This is a genomic window from Streptomyces sp. NBC_01433 (assembly GCF_026340105.1).
GTDB lineage: Bacteria > Actinomycetota > Actinomycetes > Streptomycetales > Streptomycetaceae > Streptomyces.
Genome location: NZ_JAPEPM010000001.1, coordinates 2,948,153 through 2,967,559 on the forward strand (window position 1 = coordinate 2,948,153; position 19,407 = coordinate 2,967,559).

The following is a 19,407-nucleotide window of genomic DNA, read 5'->3' on the forward strand; positions in this document are numbered from 1 at the left end:
CCCGGAGTCCGCCCGCGCGGCGTGGTAATTGGCCGGTGGATATGGCGGGGTGAGGCGGGGTGGGTGAGGCGGGGTGGGTACGGTGCCGGAAGGCGCGGGGAGCACGCGCTGTATGTTCCTGGGCCTGGACGATGTTCCCGGGCCCGGACGCCGATCCTGCCCGGACCGGTACGCCTGGAGTGATCGTGGTCGAGGACGAATCGTCGTACGCCCGTCCGAACGGCGGCGCCGTGTCCCCGCTGCCCGCAGCCCTGCCCGGACCCCGGTCCGCGACCCCGCCCGGACCGCTGGTCGGTGTCGGCTGGCTCGCGCCGCGCCTGGGGGCGCCGGGCCTGGTGGTGCTCGACGCATCGGTGGGCGCCCACCGAGGGGCGGCCCGGCGCATCCCGGGCGCGCGGACCTTCGACATCGACGGGGCGCTGTCCGACCCCTCCTCGCCGGTGCCTCATACGATGCCCGGCGCCGACCGGTTCGTACGGGAGATGCGCGCCCTCGGCGTACGTGACGCGGACGCCGTCGTCGTCTACGACGCGGCGGGTGTCTACTCCAGCGCCCGCGCCTGGTGGATGCTCCGCGCGATGGGCTTCGACCGGGCCGCCGTGCTCGACGGCGGGCTGCCCGCCTGGGCGGGGGCCGGGCTGCCGGTGGAGGAGGGCGCGCCCGGTCCCGCACCGGCCCCGGGGGACTTCACGGCGCGGCCGCGCGCGGGGCTGTTCGTCGGCAGCGCGGACGTGGTGGCGGCCCTGGCCGAGCCGGGGACGACGGTCCTGGACGCCCGCTCCCGGGAACGGTTCTCGGGCGCCGCTCCCGAGCCCCGTGCCGGGCTGCGCGGCGGCCATATGCCGGGGGCGGTGAACCTGCCCTTCGGGGAGATCCAGCACGAGGGGCGGATGCGCCCGGCGGCGGAACTGCGGGCCGCCTTCGGGGACCTGGTGGGGGAGCGGGAGCGGCTGGTCGTCAGCTGCGGGTCCGGGGTGACCGCCTGCGTGCTGGCGCTGGGGGCCGAGCTGGCCGGTTACCGCGGGACGGCCGTGTACGACGGATCGTGGAGCGAGTGGGGCCTGCCGTCCCCGCTCCCGGTCGTCCGGGAGCGGGGCGGGGCGGAGGGCCCGCCCGGCGCGTGAGGGTGTGGGGGCTCCGGGGGAGCGGTGAGGACCCGCCCGGCGCGTGAGCGGTCGCGGTCCGGATCACCGGCGGGTCCCGGTCACCGGTTACGGTCACCGGGCACAGGTCACCACCCGCGTGCCCGTTCCCCCTCGCCACTCCCCTCCCCCCCGTATCCGGGTCACGGCGCATGGCTCCGTACCAGCGCCACCGCCTCGTCCAGCGCCGCCGCCTCGGGCTCCGTCAGCCGCGGGTCCGCCGCCCGGCGGGTTCGCGCGCGGGCCAGGTCGGCGACGGACACACCGCCGTCGGCGGCCAGTTCCGTCAGCAGCGCCGTGAGCAGTGACCGGACGTCCGGGACTCCGGCCGCGGGCGCTGCCGGAGTCCCGGACGTTCCCGTCGCCGCCCCTTCTGCCTCCTCCGTCCCCTCTGCCTCCACCGTCGCCGTCGTAGTCCCCTTCCCCGCCGCCGGGAACGCCGGGTCGAGGGCGACCTGGGCCAGGATCAGGGCCGACATGGCCCGGTCGAGCCCCGGCGGGCCCTCCACGGTGTTGCTCCAGTCGATGACCACCGGCCCCCGGTCCGTCAGCATCACGTTCTCCGGATGCAGGTCGAGGTGGAGGATGCGCTCCTCCGGGTCCGGGGAGAGGCGGGCCGGTATGGCGTGCAGTTCGCGCAGGAGCCCGGCGAGCAGCGCGCCGCCCTCCGCCGCCTCCAGCGCGCCCGTCAGCAGGGCCTCGGCCATCGTCGGACCGGTCAGCCGTTGCAGCACCAGATCGGTGGCGCGGGCCCCGTCGGCGGGCGGGCCGATGCGGGGGACCGGGAATCCGAAGGCGCAGAGATAGGACATCACGGCCAGTTCGGGGGTGGTGTCGGTGCTGTCGCGGTAGCGGCGAAGGACCCAGGAGCCGTCGAGTGCGTACACATCGGCGGTGCGTCCCGAGCCCAGAAGTTGGCCTGTGTGCATGGGGCCGAACCTACCCGTGCGTACTCGCGAAAGGGAGCCCGCCGGAAGTCCCCGGTGCTGATCGGGCGCGTATTCGCCGGTCGGCCGGGGGGCTCCGGGGCCCGCCCCATAACGCGAAGTGAGGGGGTGAACGGGATCTCCTCGGCACTCCGGTGCGCGACTACGGTTTCGGCAATTCCCGAGTCCGGCACAGTCCGGGTTCCCCACCCGGGAGCCCGGAACTCCCCTTGGGCCGCCACCCCCCGAGCCCAAGTCCCCCGACACCGAGGAGAGTTACGTGGACATCACCAAGCTCCGAAGACGCGCCCTCGCCGTCTGTACCGCCACCGTCGCGGTGGGCGCGCTCGGTCTCGCCGGTCTGACCGGTGTCGCGTCGGCCGACCCCACCGGCGCCGCGAGCCCGGCCGCCGCGGCCGGCCTCTCGCCCGGTCTGCTCCGGGCCATGGAGCGCGACCTGGGCCTCGACGCCGACGAGGCGAAGAGCCGGATCGGCAGCGAGTACCGGGCCGCGGCCGTCGCCGCCGGGCTGGAGAAGTCGCTCGGCGCCAGCTTCGCCGGAGCCAGGGTCAGCGGCGACAGGGTGGCGACGCTCACCGTCGCCACCACGGACGCCTCCGAGACGGCGGGCATCACGAAGGCGGGTGCGCGGGCCGAGGTCGTCGGCCACAGCCTGGACCGCCTCGAAGCCGCCAAGGCCGCGCTGGACGCGGTCGCCCTGCGCAAGGCGCCCGCGGGAGTGCCCGTCTGGTACGTCGACGTGCGCGCCAACCGGGTCGTCGTCAACGCCGCCAGTCCCACGGCCGCCGACGCGTTCCTCACCGCGGCCGAGGTCCGGCGCGATCTGGTGACCGTCGCCGCGTCCACCGAGCGGCCCCGTACGTACGCGGATCTGCGCGGCGGCGACGCGTACTACATGAACGGCTCCGGCCGCTGCTCCATCGGCTTCCCCGTGAAGCGCGGCACCCAGAACGGCTTCGTCAGCGCCGGTCACTGCGGCACCCCCGGGGTGAGCACGAGCGGGTACAACCAGCAGGCGCAGGGCTCCTTCCAGGGCTCCACCTTCCCCGGCCGCGACTACTCCTGGGTCGCCACCAACGCCAACTGGACGCCGCGCGCCCTGGTGAACGGGTACGGCAACGGCGATGTGACCGTCACCGGCTCCACCCAGGCCGTCGTCGGCTCGTCCGTCTGCCGCTCCGGTTCCACGACGGGCTGGCACTGCGGCACGATCCAGCAGCTCAACACCAGCGTCACCTATCCGGAGGGCACCATCTCCGGGGTGACCCGCACCAACGTCTGCGCCGAACCCGGCGACTCCGGCGGCTCGTTCCTCACCGGCAGCCAGGCGCAGGGCGTCACCTCCGGCGGCTCCGGCAACTGCTCCCAGGGCGGTACGACGTACTTCCAGCCGGTCAACCCCGCGCTCCAGGCGTACGGGCTGACGCTGGTCACCAGCGGTACGCCGACCGACCCGCCCACCGACCCGCCGACCGAGCCGGGCGGCACCTGGGCGGCCGGGACGACCTACGCCACCGGCGCCACGGTGACGTACGGCGGATCTACCTACCGCTGCCTCCAGGGCCACCAGGCGCAGCCGGGCTGGACCCCGCCGAACGTCCCCGCGCTCTGGCAGCAGATCTGACCTTCCCCGCGCCTCCCCGCGCCCCCTGCGCCTCCCCGCACCCCCCGCGCCTCCCCGCGCACGTCGCGCCGCCTGTTCCGTCCGCTCCTCTCTCCGACCTCCTCTCTCCGACCTCCTCTCTCCCACCTCCTGTCTCCCGCCCCTCCCCGTTCCGAGGAACCCCGAGGAATCCGACATGACTCCAGAAGCAAGCGACGACCTCCCCAACAGCCTCCGGATCAGCCGTAAGAGCATCCTGAAAGCCGCGCTCGTCGCGAGTGCCGCCCCGCTGCTCGCCGGAGGAGGGGTCGCGCTGGCCCGCGACGCCGGCTCCGGCGGTGCCCTGCTGACGCCCACCCCGGCCTGCGACGACGGGGACGACCCGACGCCGCCGCAGATGGAGGGCCCGTACTTCAAGCCCAACTCCCCGCTGCGCACCAGCCTGGTGACACCGAGCACCCCCGGCATACCGCTCACCGTCAGCGGCTATGTGTTCGGCCGAGCCTGCAAGCCCATCGCGGGAGTCCTCCTCGACTTCTGGCAGGCCGACACCAACGGTGCGTACGACATGTCGGGATTCGCCTTCCGTGGGCACCAGTTCACCGACAAGGGCGGGGCGTTCAGCCTCGCGACGATCGTGGCGGGCCTCTACCCCGGCCGCACCCGGCACATCCATGTGAAGGTCCAGGCCCCGGGCGGCCCGGTCCTGACCACACAGCTGTACTTCCCCGACGAGCCGCGCAACAACACGGACGCGCTCTTCGATCCGGCGCTGCTGATGAACGTGCGCGACGCCGGGAACGGGCGGCAGGGCACGTTCGACTTCGTCCTCGACATCGCCCAGACACCGGACCCGACCGATCCGCCCACCGATCCCCCGACCGACCCGCCCACGGGCGGAACCTGGTCGGCCGGGGCCTCCTACCGCGCGGGAGACCGCGTCACCCACGGCGGGGTCGCCTACCGCTGCCTGCAGGCCCATGTGGCCATGGCGGGCTGGGAACCGCCGAACGTCCCCGCGTTGTGGGAACGCGGGTAGACACGCGGCAGCGGGTGCGCGCCACCGCCCAACGGGCCCCGTCCACGCGGATTTCCGCGTGGACGGGGCCCTTCCGCCGTTCGTCTGAAACATTTCCGAGGACCTGTCGCGTCGAAGGGGTGCGGGAGGCGGGGCAACGGGATCCGGGCCGGGCGAACGGGGAGGGCATGAGGACATCGCGTACGGATGACTTCAAGGAGTTCGCGGCGGGACGCGCGGGCCATCTGTACCGTTCGGCCTGCCTGCTGACCAGCGGCGATGTCCATCTGGCCGAGGATCTGGTGCAGGAGACGCTGGGGCGGATGTATCTGCTCTGGGGCCGTGTCCACCGCATCGACAACCCGGCGGCGTACGCGCAGACCGTGCTCGTACGGACGTTCCTGACCCACCGCCGGCGCCGGTCGGCGGCCGAGCGACCACAGGCCGAGCTGCCCGACACCGGGGCGGCGGCGGGTGACGACCCGGCTCTGCGGATGACGCTGCTCCGGGCACTGGCACAACTGGCCCCCAAGGACCGTGCGGTGGTGGTGCTGAGGTACTGGGAGGACCGGAGCATCGAGGAGACCGCCGAGGCCCTCCAGGTCAGCTCCGCCGCCGTACGAACCCGCTGTGTACGGGCGCTCGCCAGACTGCGCGAACTGCTGGGCGGCAGCATCACGGAGTTCGCGTCCCGCTGACCGCACCGATCGCCGAATCGCCGAATCGCCGATCGCCGAGGCGCCGTATCGCCGTATCGCCGTACGACATTCACTCAACTCAGACCGAGAAGTGGTGGTTTCCCATGCCCTTTGAAGAAGAACTCAGCGAGGAACTGCGCCGGACGGGGGAGACCTTCGACCTCGGCAACCGGCCCGCCGTGGTGGCCGGGGGGCTCGAAGCGGGCGTTCGCCGTCAGCGGCGCCGCCGGGCGACCGCCGTGACCGGCAGCGTGCTGGCGCTCGCCCTGGTCGGCGCGGGCGGGGCGTTCGCGGGCGGACTGCTCGGCGGCTCCGGCACCACGTCCGACGTGGCGAGCGGGCAGCGGACCGTGACGGCGGGGGCCGGGGGCGGCTCACCCACCCCGACCCCGACCCCCACGCCGACTCCGACCCCGACGCCCACCCCCACGCCGACCCTGGCCCCGACCCTCTCCGCTTCGGGGCCCGCGGGCGTCCCGTCCCCGGAGCTCGACTACGACAAGCTCATGCCCACCTTCCTCAAGCTTCTGCCCAAGGGCCTCCCGATCGTGGAGAAGCGGCACGAGGGCGACGAGTACGCCTATGTCGTCGCCGACGACGGCAAGGGCAGGTCCCTGGTGCAGGTCAATGTGCAGCGGGACATGCGGGACGCCGCCGACGCGCTGTACGCCGGTGCGGAGACGCTGCCCGACGGCACGAAGCTCAAGACGACCCAGCAGCCAGGCGAGAAGGGCGGCGAGGGCGTCGTCTGGTGGACGGCCGACACGATGCGCCCGGACGGCATGCGCGTCGTCGTCTCCGCCTTCAACTCCGGCGAGCAGTCGACGCTCGCCACCCGTTCCGAGCCCGCGCTGACCATGAAGCAGCTCGTCGCCCTGGCGACAGACACCGAGTGGCTGAAGCTCCAGCAGAAATAACGCCCGGACACGGCCCGGCGCTCACTTGGCGTCGGAATACCGCTCCACGACCGCTGTGGTGAACGGGAACCGCACCGGCGTCGTCCCGAAGGCGGTCCGCCCGGCCAGCTCCCCGGCCGCGCGGATCGCGTCGACGACCGTATCGGCCTCCTCGGCCGGACAGTGCACGATCACCTCGTCGTGCTGGAAGAACACCAGCTCGGCCCGGAGACCGGCCGTGGACAGCGTCCGCCGCAGGGCGGCCAGGAGCAGCAGGGCCCAGTCGGCGGCGCTGCCCTGCACCACGAAGTTACGGGTGAAGCGCCCGCGGGCACGGGAGTTGGAGGAGGCGTACCCGGGAGTGAACTCGCCGTCGCGTTCCCCTCCACGTCCTCCTTCTGCCCCTCCCCCTCCTCCGTCCCCCTCCTCCTGAGGAATCCCGGCCTCGCCGTCCGCGTCGTCGTCCGCCCCGACGGCGGGCGGGCTGGTGCGGCCGAGCCACGTCCGTACGAGACGTCCTTCCTCGCCGGCCTTCGCCGCGTCGTCGACATAGGCGACGGCGCGCGGGAAACGCCGCCGCAGGGCCGCCAGATTCTTCAGGCCGTCACCGGACGTCTGGCCGTAGATCGCACCGAGCAGGGCGAGCTTGGCGTGCTCCCGGTCGCCGTGGAACGCCCGGTCGGACAGGGCCTTGTAGAGATCGCCGTCATGACCGGCCACCTCCATCAGACCCGGATCGCGGGAGATCGCGGCCAGCACCCGCGGCTCCATCTGATCGGCGTCGGCGACGACGAGGCGCCACCCGTCGTCGGCGACGACGGCCTGCCGGATCACCTTGGGGATCTGCAGCGCTCCGCCGCCATTGGTCGTCCAGCGGCCGCTGACCGTGCCACCGGGCTGGTACTCGGGACGGAAACGGCCGTCGCGCACCCAGTCCTGGAGCCAGCTCCAGCCGTGCGCCGTCCAGATCCGGTACAGCTTCTTGTACGCGATGAGCGGCTCCACCGCCGGATGGTCCAGCTCCGCGAGCTCCCAGCGCCGGGTCGACTTCACCTTGATCCCGGCCTGCGCGAACGCCTTTATGACATCGGCGGGCAGATCGGGGCGCACCCTCCTGCCGAACGCCGCCGACACCTCGTCCACCAGCTCGGCCAGTCTGCGGGGCTCTCCGCCGCCCGCGTACCGCTCGCCCAGCAGGTCGTTCAGCACGTCCCGGTGCACATCGGCCCGCCAGGGGAGGCCCGCCCGGTGCATCTCGGCGGCCACGAGCATCCCGGCCGACTCGGATGCGGTCAGCAGCCGCATCCGCTCCGGGTGGGCGCTCGCGTCATGGCGTCGCACCTGATCGGCGTAGACCGCCAGGAGCCCTTCGAAGGGCACATCGGTCCCCGAGGGCGGCTCGAAGAGCGAGGACTGCGAGCCCGGTTCGGCGGAACGGGGCGGTGGGTCGGGGGGTACGGGAAGACGGCTCAGCCGGGCGTGGGCGGCGGCGGCGGACCGGGGCTCGCCCAGCCGCCCCTCGTGCCCGAGCAGCAGCAGCTCGGCGCACTCGATGTCGTAACACCGCTCGACCCGCACCCCGGCGGCGAGCAGCCGGGGATAGATCTCGCCGGTCGACCGCCACACCCAGCGCGCCACATCGGGCCGCGACCGGACCGCCTCGACGAGGTCGGGCTCGGCGAGGACGGGACCGGCGGGCGTGCCGTCCCGCTCCAGCGGCACGAGAAGCGCACCGCCGCCCCCTGCCGTGGCCAGAGCCCAACGTTCGGTCATGGCTCCGAGTCTGGCAGCCACCACTGACAGTCGCCCGGCCGTCACCTCCGGACCTCCGAGTCGCCGGACGGAAGCCCGGCCGCGAGGATCGAGAAATGGAAGCGATCCTTTACGAAGAGTTCGGCGGCCCCGACGTCCTGCACCTGGCCCGGGTGGACGAGGTGCGCCCCGGCCCCGGCCAGGTACGGGTCAGGGTCCGGGCGGCCGGGGTCAACCCGATCGACTACAAGATCCGGAAGGGCTGGATGGAGCCGGTCTCCCCCACGCCGCTGCCCGCGACGCCCGGCAGCGAGTTCGCCGGGGTCGTCGAGGAGACCGGCGAGGGCGTCACCGCGTTCGCGCCCGGCGACGAGGTCCTCGGCTGGAGTGCCACCGGCGCCTACGCCACCCACGCACTGGCCGACGCCGGCTCCCTCGCGCCCAAACCGGACGGCCTGTCCTGGGAGGAGGCCGCCGCGCTGCCCGTCGCGACCGAGACCGCGTCCCGCGTACTGGACGAACTCGCGGTGGCCGAGGGCGACACCCTCCTGCTGCACGGCGCTGCCGGAGCGGTCGGCTCCGCCGCGGTCCAGCTGGCGACGGCCCGCGGCGCCACGGTCATCGGCACCGCGTCCCCGGCCAACCACGACTACCTGCGAGTCCTGGGCGCGGTCCCGGTGGCGTACGGGGACGGCCTGGTCGAACGGGTCCGCGAGCTGGCACCCCAGGGCGTGGACGCGGTGTTCGACGCCTCGGGCCGCGGCGAGCTGCCCGACTCCATCGAACTGCGCGGCGGCACGACGGACCGGATCGTCACCATCGCGGACGCCGACGCGCAGAAGCTGGGCGTCAGGTTCTCCGCGGGCGGCACCGGCCCCTCCGCCGCCCGCCTGACCCGCAACGCCCGCCTCGCGGCCCTGGGCGAACTACGCGTACCGGTGGCCCGGACATTCCCCCTGGCCGACGCGAGAGCAGCCCACGAACTGAGCGAAGCAGGCCACGTCCGAGGAAAACTGGTCCTCCTCCCCTGAAGCCCGCCCAGCGCTGCCCCGGGGCCTCTCCGCCCAACCCCAGCCCCTCCACCCAACCCCAGCTGCTCCGCCCAACTCCAGCCCGCCCGGCGATCGAGGGCATCCTTTCCCCGAGCCCGGGGCAGCGCCGCCCAAATCCAGCCCCTCCGGCGCTTGAGGAGCGGGGCCCGGGGCAGCGCCCCGGTTTCGGGAAGGGGCGGGTAGGGGACAAGCCCGCCGCAGGCACCCCACCCCACCCCGCCCCCCTACCCACCCCCACCCGCCCCACCACCCCCTACCCCCACCCCCGCCTACCCTGACCGCATGGAACCGGTGATCGACCACGCATTCGCGGCAGCCCTCTACTCCGACGGCGACCCCGCCCTCGACACCGGCGCCTCCCTCCTCGCCGCCGCCCCCACCGCCGACGACGCCCTGCACCACCGCGGCGAGGAGTTCGTCCGCCGCGCCTGGGACCGCGGCTGGCACCCCGCCGACCTCGTCCGCTTCGTCCGGCGCGAGCTCGACGAGAGCCGTGCCGCCCTCGCCGCCACTCTGATCACGGCCGAGACCGCCCGCTACGCCGCCCTCCCGCCCCGCTGGGGGTCCCAGCTCGCCGATCTCCCCGCTCCCGTACCGCGCAACCGCCCCGACCGGTTCTCGTACGCCGCCGGCCTGCTGGAGCTGTACCGCGTACTGCTGCGGCTGCCCTCGATCGAGCCCGTCGGACCGCTGCCCGGCACGGTCACCGACCACCTGCACCTGCCGCCCGCCCACGACGAGCCCCGCATGCTCACCCGTATCCGGGCCCTGCTGGCGAAGGCGGAGGCGACCGATTTTCCGGAGGAGGCCGAGGCACTGACCACCAAGGCGCAGGAGCTGATGGCCCGCCACAGCATCGACGAGGCGCTGCTCGCCGCCCGGAACCACAGCACACAGGCGCCCGGCGCCTGCCGGATCGGGGTCGACGCACCGTACGAGACGGCGAAGGCGATCCTGCTCGACGCCGTGGCCTCCGCGAACCGCTGCCGGGCCGTGTGGAACAGCGACCTCGGCTTCACCACGGTCGTCGGCTTCGAGCCCGACCTGGAGGCGGTGGAACTCCTCTTCACCTCGCTGCTGGTGCAGGGCACGGCCGCGATGACCGCGGCGGAGGCGGGTCAGCGCGCCGGTGGCCGTAAGCGGACCAAGACGTTCCGGCAGTCCTTCCTGATGGCGTACGCCCAGCGCCTCGGCAGCCGTCTCGCCGCCGACACCGAACGGGTCACCGCGGCGGCGGACGCCGGCACAACGGACGGAAACGGCAACGGCACCGCGACGGGCACCCCCGGCGGCCTGCTCCCCGTCCTGGCCGCCCGGGACGTCGCGGTCACCGACACCGCGGAGCGGATGTTCCCGCGCACCACCACCACCCGGGTCCGGGGCGCCACGGACGTGGCCGGATGGACCCATGGCACGGCCGCCGCCGACCGCGCCCGGATGGGCAGACGCGAAGGCGAAATCGCCCCTTAAGGGGGGCTTGTCCGTGATCCCGGCTAGGCTCTGGCCATGAGCTGGCTCCGGGCGCTGAAGGAGACCGCCCGCGCGGGCCTGACGATCGAGCGGCGCAGGCTGGAACCTCTCATCGCCCTTCGAGGCGCGGCCGGACTCGCCCTCGTCGTCGGAGTCAGCCTCTCGCTGTTCGGGCCGGCGATCGCCGCCAGCTCCGCGTTCGGCGCGTTCCAGGCGGCCATCGCCACCTTCCAGCGCAGCTGGCGCCCGCGCCCCGTGCTCGCCCTGGTCTCCGGCGCCAGCCTCGCCGTGTCGACGTTCCTGGGCTATCTCACCGGCTCCCACACCGTCGTGTTCATGTGTCTGCTCGCCGTCTGGACGTTCGTCGCCGGGATGGCCTGGGCCGCGGGCCCGACGGGCGGCATCATCGCCGCGTCCAACGTCGCGATCATGCTGGTGACGGTCACCCTGCCCACCTCGGTCGTGGACGCCGCCGCGCACGCCGGGATGATCGCGGTCGGCGGGGTGGTCCAGGCGGCGCTGATCGTGCTGTTCCCGGTACGCAGATGGGGCGCCCAGCGCGACGCGCTCGCCGACGCCCTGGCCGCCGAGGCCGACTACGCCCGCAGGCTGCGCGACGACCCGGTCGCGCCGTTCGACCCGCTGCCCCTGATGACCGCCCGCAGCGCCGCCGCCGTCACCCCCCGCGAGGCCCGCCGCCGCCCCGCCGACCTGCACGGCGCCCGGGGCATCGCCGAGCGGCTGCGCCCGGTGCTGGCCTCACTGGCCGACCCCGCGGTGGGGGTGCCCGCGGAAGGGCTGGAACGGGTCTGGGTGCGCGAGCTGCTGGGCGCCGCCGGTTCCGTACTGGACGCCGCCGCCCGCGCGGTACGGCACGGTGACCCCGTCCACCTCGCCCCGACCGACCTGGGAGTCCTGAGGACCCCCGACAACGAGGTGATCCTCGTCGGGCCGGCCCGCCGCGCGGCCGACCGGCTCGACGCGCTGCTCGCCGACGTCATCGAGATCGCCGAGGGCACCGGCACCCGCGAACCGACGGACCGGGCCGATCACTCCGAACGGCCCCGGACGCCCGGCCCGGCGCACCAACCCGACCCACGCCACCGGCCCGACCCGGCGCACCAGCCCGCCCCGTCACACCCACCCGACCCGGATCACCCGGCCGACCCCGCCCACCCGGCCGACCCCGCCCACCCGGCCGACCCCGCCCACCCGGCCGACCGCGCCCCCTCGGCCACGGACGGCCGGCACCGTCCCACCCTCCTGCGGCTGATCCCGGTGATCCTCAAGGCGATGCGCCGGGAACTGCACCACGGCTCCCCGATCCTGCGCCACGCGATCCGGGTCTCCGTGGTGGCCGCCGCCGGATTCCTCATCGGTACCGCGCTGCCGTTCGGCCACGGCTACTGGGCGCCGATGGCCGCCGTCATGGTGATGCGGCCGGAGTTCTCGCAGACGTACTCGCGCTCCGTGGCCCGCTTCGGCGGCACCCTGGTCGGCGTCGGGGTCGCCACCGGCATCGTGCAGGCCGCGCACCCGGACGCGACGCTCTCCGCGATCCTCGCGGTGCTCTGCGCCTGGCTGATGTACCTGCTGATGGGCACCGGCTACGCGGTCGGCCAGGTCTGCGTCTCCGCCTACGTCGTCTTCCTGCTCGGGATGGCGGGCGACGACCTGTCCCAGACCGTCACCGAACGCGTGGTGCTGACCCTCGTGGGCGGACTGCTCGCGATGATCTCGTACGCCCTCTACCCGGCCTGGGAGACCCCGCGGCTGCGCAACCGGCTCGCCGACTGGCTGGTCTCGGACGGGCGGTACGCGGCCACGGTCATCGAGCAGTACGCCGATCCCACGGCCACGAGCCACGAGGACGTGCGGGCCGCCCTGATCGCCACCCGGGAGGCGCGGGTCGCCTGGCAGGAGGCGCTGGCGACCGCCCAGCACGAACCCGTACGCCACCGGGGCATCTCCCGCGCGGCCGCCGACGACGCCCAGCACGCGCTCTCCCAGCTCGGCCGGTCCGCCATGCTGCTGGAGGCCCACCTCCCGGCGGCTTCGGCCGCTTCCGTGCCCGGCGCGGCCGAACTGGCCGCCGCACTGCGCCGGGCGACGGAGAAGGGCGCGAAGGCGGTACGGGAGCGACGGGTCCCGGACTGGCAGCCGGTCGCCGACGAGGTGGCGCGCTGGGACGTACCGGCCACCGCGACCGACCCCGCCCCCGACCCCGTCGTACGCAAGGGCGCGGCACTGCTCCTGGAAGCGCTGGAGGAGTTCTCTCAGGCGTTGGACTACCGGGGCGGCAGCAGACGCGCGGACATCACCCCGCGCGCCGACTGAGCCCGCTGGTCAACCGAGGGACCCGCTCGTCAACCGAGGGACCGGTCCGTCAACCGAGGGACCGGTCCGTCAACCGAGGGACCGGTCCGTCGACCGAGGAGCCCTGCCCCGTCAACAACCGAGGAGCCCTCCCCATCAGCAACCGAGGCAGTCGTCCGTCACGGCGTGGGCATGCCCGGCAGCCCGGTCGGCATCTTGCCCGGCTCGGTCTTGGCCAGGGTGTCCTTGGCCCCGCCCTGCCACGAGACGACGACGGTCTTGCCGTCGTTGGACTCGATGGACCCCATCGTGCGGCCCTTGGTGCCGTCGGTGCACGTCAGCGCCAGCATCACCTCGCCCATGTCCTTCACCTCGCCCTGGCAGACGGCCTGGTCGGCGACGAGCGCGACCTTGCCGGAGGCGATGGAGAGGGCGACGGCCTTGCCGTCGGTCAGCCCCGCCCAGGTGCCCTCCAGCGCGGCGGCGTCCGTGCCGCCGGAGCCGGTGTCCTTGCTGCCGTCGCCGCCGGGCTTCTCGCTCTGCGCGGCGCCCGAACCGGACCCCTTGCCCGGGTCGCTGTCACCGCCGCTGTCACTGTCACCACCGCAGCCGGTCAGCGCGATCGTGGCGAGAAGACCGGCGGCTACGACGGCGCCGGTGCGTACGAACCTGTCCACGTAAAGTTCCCCCTTGCTGATTCATGGTCGAAAGACCGCGCCAAGCTACCAGGGCCTTCGGGATCAACTCCGTTAAGCGGGAGCGGAATAGGGGTGCCGTTCGTCTCTCTTACGGGACGCGGGAAGCAGAGGAAAAGCTGTAATCAAAGGAACACCCCGCGTGCACGTGCATCTGCTCATGCATTGGCATATGAACACAGCTATGATCCGAGCTAGTTGACACTTGCACCTTGCAACTCGGGGAGCGTCCTGTGCACCACGTGTACAACGGCATGGCGGCCACAGAGCTTCGCGGAGTCGTCTGGCAGAAGAGCAGACACAGCAACTCCCAGGGGTCCTGTGTGGAGTTCGCGAAACTGCCCGGAGGGAATGTGGCGATGCGGAACTCGCGTCACCCCGACGGGCCCGCGCTGGTCTATACGCCGGCCGAGATCGAGGCGCTGCTGCTCGGCGTCAAGGACGGGGAGTTCGACCATCTGGCGTCCGGCGGCTGATACGTCCGCACGTCCGGGGCCGCTCGCGCGGACGGCGCGGCGGGCGCGACATCAGGGCATGCCGCACCGCTGACCTCTGACCACTGCTCCTGGCCGCCCCGCCCACCCTGCCCGCACTGTTGGTTACCGTGTGCTACTCCGCGTAACTGACCGCGGGTTCCTGCGGCTTCGCGTTGTCCGCCAGCTCGTTGTCCGAGAGCCGGAAGAGTGCCCAGACCACCTTGCCGTACATCGCTCCGGACGGGGTCTCGCCGATCGGCGCGGGGGCGGGGTGCCAGCCCCAGCTGTCGCTGAAGGACTCCACCAGGAACAGGCCACGGCCCGACTCCGCGGAGTCCGCCGCCTCGCCCGCCACCGGACTCGCCTGGCTGGGGTCGCGCACGGCGCACACCAGCCGCGAGGTCCAGCGCATCAAATGCAGCCGCACCGGCGGTTCCTGGGGGTCCCGGGGGGCGTCGGCGGGCAGCGCGTGGCGCAGCGCGTTGGTGACGAGTTCGGACACGACGAGTGCGACATCGTCGAAACGGTCGGTCAGTTCCCACTGGCCGAGCGTCGTTCTGGTGAACTTCCGTGCCCCGCTCACCGCTTCGTAGCAGGCGGGCAGCATGCAGGATGCCGATCCGGCGACCGCTGAGGGGTCGATGGGGGGAAGCCCCTGCCGTAACGGCTCGAGCATCGTGGATCCATTCGTCCCCATACGAGGCACTCCCGGGATTCGCGGCTGTAGCGGCACTGCCTGTAGCGGTACTGCGGGGGGTACAGCGGCACAACACGAGCACGCAGGTGCGCGAGGACCATGGTTCCGAATGCGCAGGGCAGATGCAAGGGCAGATGCACGTGCACGCGCCGGACCTGCCCGATAGCGTGCCGGTTCTGCCGTATTTCTTCCGTCAGGTAGTTTCGGAGCTTTCAGGACGGCTTCTCATTTCCGTAATCGAATGAGTACGGGCTGAAGCGTTTTGGTGGCAGAATCCGGCTCCGGGGTTCGGGGGGACCTCGATGCCCGGTAAGCGATGGGGAGGGTCGGACCAGTGTCGGCAGGCGAGTCGAGTGGATCTGTGGTGCGGCGCATCCTGCTGGGCTCACAGCTCAGACGCCTGCGTGAGTCGCGCGGCATCACCCGTGAGGCGGCCGGCTACTCCATCCGGGCCTCCGAATCGAAGATCAGCCGCATGGAGTTGGGACGGGTGAGCTTCAAGGCCAGGGACGTCGAGGACCTGCTCACGCTCTACGGTGTCGCGGACGAGGCGGAGCGTGACTCCCTCCTCGGACTGGCCCGGGAGGCCAACGTGGCGGGGTGGTGGCACAGTTACGGAGATGTGCTGCCCGGCTGGTTCCAGACATATGTCGGTCTGGAGGGGGCGGCCTCGCTCATCCGTATCTATGAAGTCCAGTTCGTCCACGGCCTCTTGCAGACCGAGGCCTATGCCCATGCGGTCGTCTCCCGGGGCATGCGCGGCGCACCCGCCGCCGAGGTCGACCGGCGGGTCGCGCTGCGGCTGGAGCGCCAGAAAGCCCTCGTCTCCGAGCGCGCGCCGCGTTTCCACGCCGTGCTCGACGAGGCGGCGCTGCGCCGTCCGTACGGCGAACGCGAGGTGATGCGCGCACAATTGCGGCATCTGATCGAAATGTCGGAGCAGCCGAACATCACTCTCCAAGTGATGCCCTTCAGTTTTGGCGGGCATGCGGGCGAGAGTGGTTCATTTACGATGCTGCGTTTTCCGGAATCCGATCTGTCGGACATTGTCTATTTGGAGCAGCTGACGAGTGCGCTCTATGTGGACAAACCCGAGGAGGTCGCGCAGTACGAAAAGGCCATGGCGCGGCTGCACGAGGACAGTCCGGGACCGGAGGAGAGCCGGGATCTCCTTCGTGGACTCCTCCAACTGACATGATTTATCAGTACGATGACGTCGCATCAGGAGTCTGCGAACGCCTGCAGTAAGGGATTGCATGTCCTACTTCCACGCCTTGGCCCACCAGTACATCGACGGCGAGTGGCTGACCGGAAGCGGCTCGTGGGACATCATCGATTTCAATCCCTACAACGGTGAGAAACTCGGTTCCATCACCGTCGCCACGGCGCTGGAGGTCGACCGGGCCTACCGCGCCGCCGAACGCGCCCAGCAGCGGTGGGCCGCCACCAATCCGTACGAGCGCCGAGCCGTCCTCGAACGCGCGCTGCGTATCACCGAGGAACGCACCGATGAAATCGTCGAGGCGATCATCGACGAACTGGGCGGCACCCGGATCAGGGCGGAGTACGAGGTCCGCGGCGGGCGGGAATTCCTGAGCGAGGCGATCCGGCAGGCACTGCGTCCCACCGGGCGGCTGCTGCCCTCGGTGACGGACGGCAAGGAGAACCGCCTCTACCGGCTGCCCATCGGGGTCATCGGTGTGATCAGCGCCTTCAACTTCCCTTTCCTGGTGACCATGAAGTCGGTCGCACCCGCGCTGGCGCTCGGTAACGCGGTAGTCGTGAAACCCCATCAGAACGCTCCGATCGTCGGCGGAGCGCTGATCGCCCGGATCTTCGAGGACGCCGGGCTGCCGGCCGGGCTGCTCAATGTCGTGGTCACCGACAGCGCCGAGATAGGCGACGCGTTCATCGCGCACCCCGTGCCCAAGGTGATCTCCTTCACGGGCTCCGACCGGACCGGCCGCCATGTGGCCGCCACCGCCGCCGGGCTCTTCAAGCGGACCATCCTGGAGCTGAGCGGCAACAGCGCGCTGGTGGTGCTGGACGACGCGGACGTGGAGTACGCAGTCCAGGCGGCGGTGTTCAGCCGCTTCCTGTACCAGGGGCAGGTCAGCATGGCCGCCAACCGCATCCTGGTGGACCGCCGGGTCGCGGCGGAGTTCACCGAGCGGTTCACCGCCGAGGTGGCGGCGCTCAAGGCCGGTGACCCGCGCGACCCGGAGACCCGGATCGGCCCGGTCATCAACACCTTCCAGGCCGACGCCCTGGCCGCCCTGGTCGAGGAGGCGGTCGCGGCCGGGGCGACCGCGCTCGTACGGGGCCGTACGCGCGGCAATGTCGTGGAGCCGACCGTCCTGACCGGCCTCGCGGACGACTCTCCGCTGCTGACGCAGGAGATCTTCGGCCCGGTGGCGCTGCTGATGACGTTCGACGGCGAGGAGGAGGCCGTACGGATGGTCAACGACAGCCCGTACGGACTGAGCGGCGCCGTGCACACCGCCGACGCCGAACATGGGGTGCGGTTCGCGCAGCGCATCGTCAGCGGGATGTTCCACGTCAACGACTCCACCGTGCAGGACGACCCGCTGGTCGCCTTCGGCGGCGAGAAGATGTCCGGGGCCGGGCGGCTGAACGGCGAGGCGGTCGTGGAGGCGTTCACCACGCAGAAGTGGATGTCGATCCAGCACGGCCGGACGGTCTTCCCGCTCTGACGCTTCCGCTCCTCGTGCCGCGGCCCTTCGTGCTGCCCTCTTTCTGCCCCGACTTCCGCCCCGACTTCCGCCCCGACCTTGCATGCCCCGACTTTTCGTGCCCCGACGCGGGATACGCTGAGGGCTGTCCTGTAGTCAAAGTTGAATACGAAGGAAGGGCGGGTGGCATGTCCGCGATCCGGCTGCTCGTCCTCGGCGCCGTACGGCAGCACGGCCGCGCGCACGGCTACCAGGTCCGCAACGACCTGGAGTACTGGGGCGCGCACGAGTGGTCCAACGCCAAGCCGGGGTCGATCTATCACGCCCTGAAGCAGCTGGCGAAGCAGGGACTGCTGCTCGCGCACGAGACCGCCCCGTCCACGGCGGGCGGCCCGCCCCGCACGGAGTACGAGATCACCGACGAGGGCGTCCGGGAGTACCGCTCCCTGCTGCGCGCGGCCATCACCGCCTACGACCAGAAGATGGACGTGCTCTCGGCGGCCGTCGGCTTCATCGTCGACCTGGAACGGGCCGAGGCGGTCGCGCTGCTCCGGGAGCGGATCGCGGCCATCGAGGCGTGGCGGGCCTCGGTCACGGAGTACTACACCCCTGCGGACGGCCCCGAGTCGCTCGGGCACATCGGCGAGATCATGAACCTGTGGGTGCACTCGGCGGACGCGGGTGCCGAGTGGACCCGGGGGCTGATCGAGCGGATCGAGGGCGGGGCGTACACCTTCTCGGGTGAGGGCGAACCGTTCGTCGGGGTCCTCGCGGAGGGCGAGGAGAACCCGTACGCGACAGGGGTCCCCGATCCGGGGGACGACCACTAATCAAGTTTGACGAATGACCCTCGTCCGGTTACCTTTGTCCATCTAGTCAAGTTTGACTACGAGGGTGGGGGATTGTGAGCGACGCGATCGTCGTAGAGGGCGTGCACAAGCGGTACGGGGACAAGCACGCCCTGGGCGGCCTGGATCTCAAGGTCGGCAGGGGCACCGTGCACGGGGTGCTCGGCCCCAACGGGGCGGGCAAGACCACGGCCGTACGCATCATGTCGACGCTCCTGCGGCACGACGAGGGCCGGGTGGAGGTGGCGGGCCTGGACGTCCGGGACCGGGCGGGCGAGGTGCGGCGCAGGATCGGCCTGCTCGGGCAGCACGCGGCGGTGGACGAGGAGTTGGGTGGCCGGCAGAACCTGGAGATGTTCGGCCGGCTGTACCACCTGGGCGCGCGCCGGGCGGGCGCGCGCGCCGATGAACTCCTGGAGCGCTTCGGGCTGGCCGACACCGGGCGCAAGGCCGTCAAGCAGTACAGCGGGGGCATGCGCCGAAGGCTCGATCTGGCCGCCTCGCTGATCACCGAACCGGAGGTGCTGTTCCTGGACGAGCCGACCACGGGCCTCGACCCGCGCGGCCGGGCCGAGGTGTGGGAGGCGGTCCGTTCCCTGGTCGGCGGCGGCACCACGGTCCTGCTGACCACGCAGTATCTGGAGGAGGCGGACCAACTGGCCGACCGGATCTCGGTGATCGACAACGGCCGGGTGGCGGCGGAGGGCACCGCCGACGAACTGAAGGCGCTGGTCGGCGGCGACCGGATCGACGTGACCCTGCGCGACGCGGCCCGGCTCGCGGAGGCGGCGGCGCTCCTGGGCGGCACGGACCTGCGCGTGGACGAGGACCGGCGGCTGCTCAACGCCCCGGCCCCGGACCGGATGGCGACGCTGACCCGGACCGTACGGGTACTGGAGGAGGCGGGCATCGAGGCGGAGGACGTCGCGGTGCGCCGCCCGACCCTGGACGAGGTGTTCCTGTCCCTCACCGACAGGCGCGCGGACCACACGGAGGTGGCGGCATGAGCGCGGCGGCGATCGGTACGGCGGATTCAGTCGGCAATGAGTCCTCCGGCAGGGACTCCTCCGGCAAGGACTCCTCGGGTACGGGCTCCTCGGGTAC

Annotated in this window: 17 protein-coding genes; 13 read left to right on the top strand and 4 right to left on the bottom strand. The window is 72.2% G+C overall.

What is annotated here, in order from left to right:
* Nucleotides 1-239 precede the first annotated feature (239 nt).
* Nucleotides 240-1,124 (top strand): sulfurtransferase, encoded by an 885-nt coding sequence (locus OG413_RS13295; RefSeq protein ID WP_266810114.1) that lies wholly within the window; start codon nt 240-242, stop codon nt 1,122-1,124.
* 161 nt (nt 1,125-1,285) lie between these two features.
* Here OG413_RS13295 and OG413_RS13300 read toward each other — a convergent pair whose 3' ends face one another.
* Complete coding sequence (locus OG413_RS13300) at nt 1,286-2,071, bottom strand: phosphotransferase (protein WP_266805363.1); 786 nt, start codon at nt 2,069-2,071, stop codon at nt 1,286-1,288.
* A gap of 277 nt (nt 2,072-2,348) precedes the next feature.
* Here OG413_RS13300 and OG413_RS13305 point away from each other — a divergent pair, with 277 nt between their 5' ends.
* The 4 genes from OG413_RS13305 (at nt 2,349) to OG413_RS13320 (ending at nt 6,325) form a co-directional block, all read left to right on the top strand.
* A complete protein-coding gene (locus OG413_RS13305) occupies nt 2,349-3,713 on the top strand; it encodes a carbohydrate-binding protein (RefSeq protein ID WP_266805365.1) in 1,365 nt (454 codons plus the stop codon).
* A gap of 175 nt (nt 3,714-3,888) precedes the next feature.
* Nucleotides 3,889-4,731, top strand: coding sequence for a carbohydrate-binding protein (locus OG413_RS13310; RefSeq protein WP_266805367.1), 843 nt, complete (start codon nt 3,889-3,891; stop codon nt 4,729-4,731).
* Nucleotides 4,732-4,898: 167 nt separating this feature from the next.
* Nucleotides 4,899-5,408, top strand: a complete 510-nt coding sequence (locus OG413_RS13315) for a SigE family RNA polymerase sigma factor (RefSeq protein WP_266805369.1) — start codon at nt 4,899-4,901, stop codon at nt 5,406-5,408.
* Nucleotides 5,409-5,512: 104 nt separating this feature from the next.
* Entirely contained in the window at nt 5,513-6,325 is an 813-nt protein-coding gene (locus OG413_RS13320; RefSeq protein ID WP_266805371.1) for a hypothetical protein, read from the top strand.
* Nucleotides 6,326-6,346: 21 nt separating this feature from the next.
* Here the strand turns inward: OG413_RS13320 and OG413_RS13325 are convergent, their stop codons facing one another.
* The gene (locus tag OG413_RS13325; RefSeq protein WP_266805373.1) at nt 6,347-8,077 is read right to left on the bottom strand and encodes a bifunctional 3'-5' exonuclease/DNA polymerase; all 1,731 of its coding nucleotides are present in this window, start codon (nt 8,075-8,077) and stop codon (nt 6,347-6,349) included.
* A 95-nt stretch (nt 8,078-8,172) separates the two neighbouring features.
* Here OG413_RS13325 and OG413_RS13330 point away from each other — a divergent pair, with 95 nt between their 5' ends.
* From OG413_RS13330 to OG413_RS13340, 3 genes are all read left to right on the top strand, one after another.
* Nucleotides 8,173-9,087 carry an NADP-dependent oxidoreductase gene (locus OG413_RS13330; RefSeq protein WP_266805375.1) on the top strand — a complete coding sequence of 305 codons (915 nt, stop codon included), beginning with the start codon at nt 8,173-8,175 and terminating at the stop codon, nt 9,085-9,087.
* 303 nt (nt 9,088-9,390) lie between these two features.
* Nucleotides 9,391-10,578 (top strand): DUF2786 domain-containing protein, encoded by a 1,188-nt coding sequence (locus OG413_RS13335; RefSeq protein WP_266805376.1) that lies wholly within the window; start codon nt 9,391-9,393, stop codon nt 10,576-10,578.
* A gap of 36 nt (nt 10,579-10,614) precedes the next feature.
* Entirely contained in the window at nt 10,615-12,915 is a 2,301-nt protein-coding gene (locus tag OG413_RS13340) for an FUSC family protein (protein WP_266805378.1), read from the top strand.
* A gap of 158 nt (nt 12,916-13,073) precedes the next feature.
* On the opposite strand, the gene OG413_RS13345 is transcribed toward OG413_RS13340, so the two are convergent.
* Nucleotides 13,074-13,571 carry a hypothetical protein gene (locus OG413_RS13345; RefSeq protein WP_266805379.1) on the bottom strand — a complete coding sequence of 166 codons (498 nt, stop codon included), beginning with the start codon at nt 13,569-13,571 and terminating at the stop codon, nt 13,074-13,076.
* 251 nt (nt 13,572-13,822) lie between these two features.
* Between OG413_RS13345 and OG413_RS13350 the strand changes: the two genes are divergently transcribed.
* Nucleotides 13,823-14,065: a DUF397 domain-containing protein gene (locus OG413_RS13350; RefSeq protein ID WP_073719577.1), complete on the top strand. Its 243-nt coding sequence runs from the start codon at nt 13,823-13,825 to the stop codon at nt 14,063-14,065.
* Between the two features lie 133 nt (nt 14,066-14,198).
* Here the strand turns inward: OG413_RS13350 and OG413_RS13355 are convergent, their stop codons facing one another.
* A complete protein-coding gene (locus OG413_RS13355) occupies nt 14,199-14,741 on the bottom strand; it encodes an ATP-binding protein (protein ID WP_266805384.1) in 543 nt (180 codons plus the stop codon).
* Nucleotides 14,742-15,078: 337 nt separating this feature from the next.
* On the opposite strand from OG413_RS13355, the gene OG413_RS13360 reads away from it, so the two are divergent.
* The 4 genes from OG413_RS13360 to OG413_RS13375 all read left to right on the top strand — a co-directional run bounded on the left by OG413_RS13360 (nt 15,079) and on the right by OG413_RS13375 (nt 19,310).
* Nucleotides 15,079-15,960 (top strand): helix-turn-helix transcriptional regulator, encoded by an 882-nt coding sequence (locus OG413_RS13360; protein WP_266805386.1) that lies wholly within the window; start codon nt 15,079-15,081, stop codon nt 15,958-15,960.
* Between the two features lie 58 nt (nt 15,961-16,018).
* Entirely contained in the window at nt 16,019-17,476 is a 1,458-nt protein-coding gene (locus OG413_RS13365) for an aldehyde dehydrogenase family protein (RefSeq protein ID WP_266805388.1), read from the top strand.
* 167 nt (nt 17,477-17,643) lie between these two features.
* Entirely contained in the window at nt 17,644-18,285 is a 642-nt protein-coding gene (locus OG413_RS13370) for a PadR family transcriptional regulator (protein ID WP_266805390.1), read from the top strand.
* A gap of 74 nt (nt 18,286-18,359) precedes the next feature.
* A complete protein-coding gene (locus tag OG413_RS13375; protein WP_323137853.1) occupies nt 18,360-19,310 on the top strand; it encodes an ATP-binding cassette domain-containing protein in 951 nt (316 codons plus the stop codon).
* Nucleotides 19,311-19,407 lie beyond the last annotated feature (97 nt).

What these genes read in the sequence shown, in the direction of transcription:
- OG413_RS13335 (WP_266805376.1), top strand. Translation starts at nt 9,391, where the DNA reads ATGGAACCGGTGATCGACCACGCATTCGCGGCAGCCCTCTACTCCGAC.
- OG413_RS13355 (WP_266805384.1), bottom strand. Translation starts at nt 14,741, where the DNA reads ATGCTCGAGCCGTTACGGCAGGGGCTTCCCCCCATCGACCCCTCAGCG.
- OG413_RS13310 (WP_266805367.1), top strand. Translation starts at nt 3,889, where the DNA reads ATGACTCCAGAAGCAAGCGACGACCTCCCCAACAGCCTCCGGATCAGC.
- OG413_RS13315 (WP_266805369.1), top strand. Translation starts at nt 4,899, where the DNA reads ATGAGGACATCGCGTACGGATGACTTCAAGGAGTTCGCGGCGGGACGC.
- OG413_RS13300 (WP_266805363.1), bottom strand. Translation starts at nt 2,071, where the DNA reads ATGCACACAGGCCAACTTCTGGGCTCGGGACGCACCGCCGATGTGTAC.
- OG413_RS13330 (WP_266805375.1), top strand. Translation starts at nt 8,173, where the DNA reads ATGGAAGCGATCCTTTACGAAGAGTTCGGCGGCCCCGACGTCCTGCAC.
- OG413_RS13360 (WP_266805386.1), top strand. Translation starts at nt 15,079, where the DNA reads ATGGGGAGGGTCGGACCAGTGTCGGCAGGCGAGTCGAGTGGATCTGTG.
- OG413_RS13365 (WP_266805388.1), top strand. Translation starts at nt 16,019, where the DNA reads ATGTCCTACTTCCACGCCTTGGCCCACCAGTACATCGACGGCGAGTGG.
- OG413_RS13325 (WP_266805373.1), bottom strand. Translation starts at nt 8,077, where the DNA reads ATGACCGAACGTTGGGCTCTGGCCACGGCAGGGGGCGGCGGTGCGCTT.
- OG413_RS13370 (WP_266805390.1), top strand. Translation starts at nt 17,644, where the DNA reads ATGTCCGCGATCCGGCTGCTCGTCCTCGGCGCCGTACGGCAGCACGGC.
- OG413_RS13320 (WP_266805371.1), top strand. Translation starts at nt 5,513, where the DNA reads ATGCCCTTTGAAGAAGAACTCAGCGAGGAACTGCGCCGGACGGGGGAG.
- OG413_RS13340 (WP_266805378.1), top strand. Translation starts at nt 10,615, where the DNA reads ATGAGCTGGCTCCGGGCGCTGAAGGAGACCGCCCGCGCGGGCCTGACG.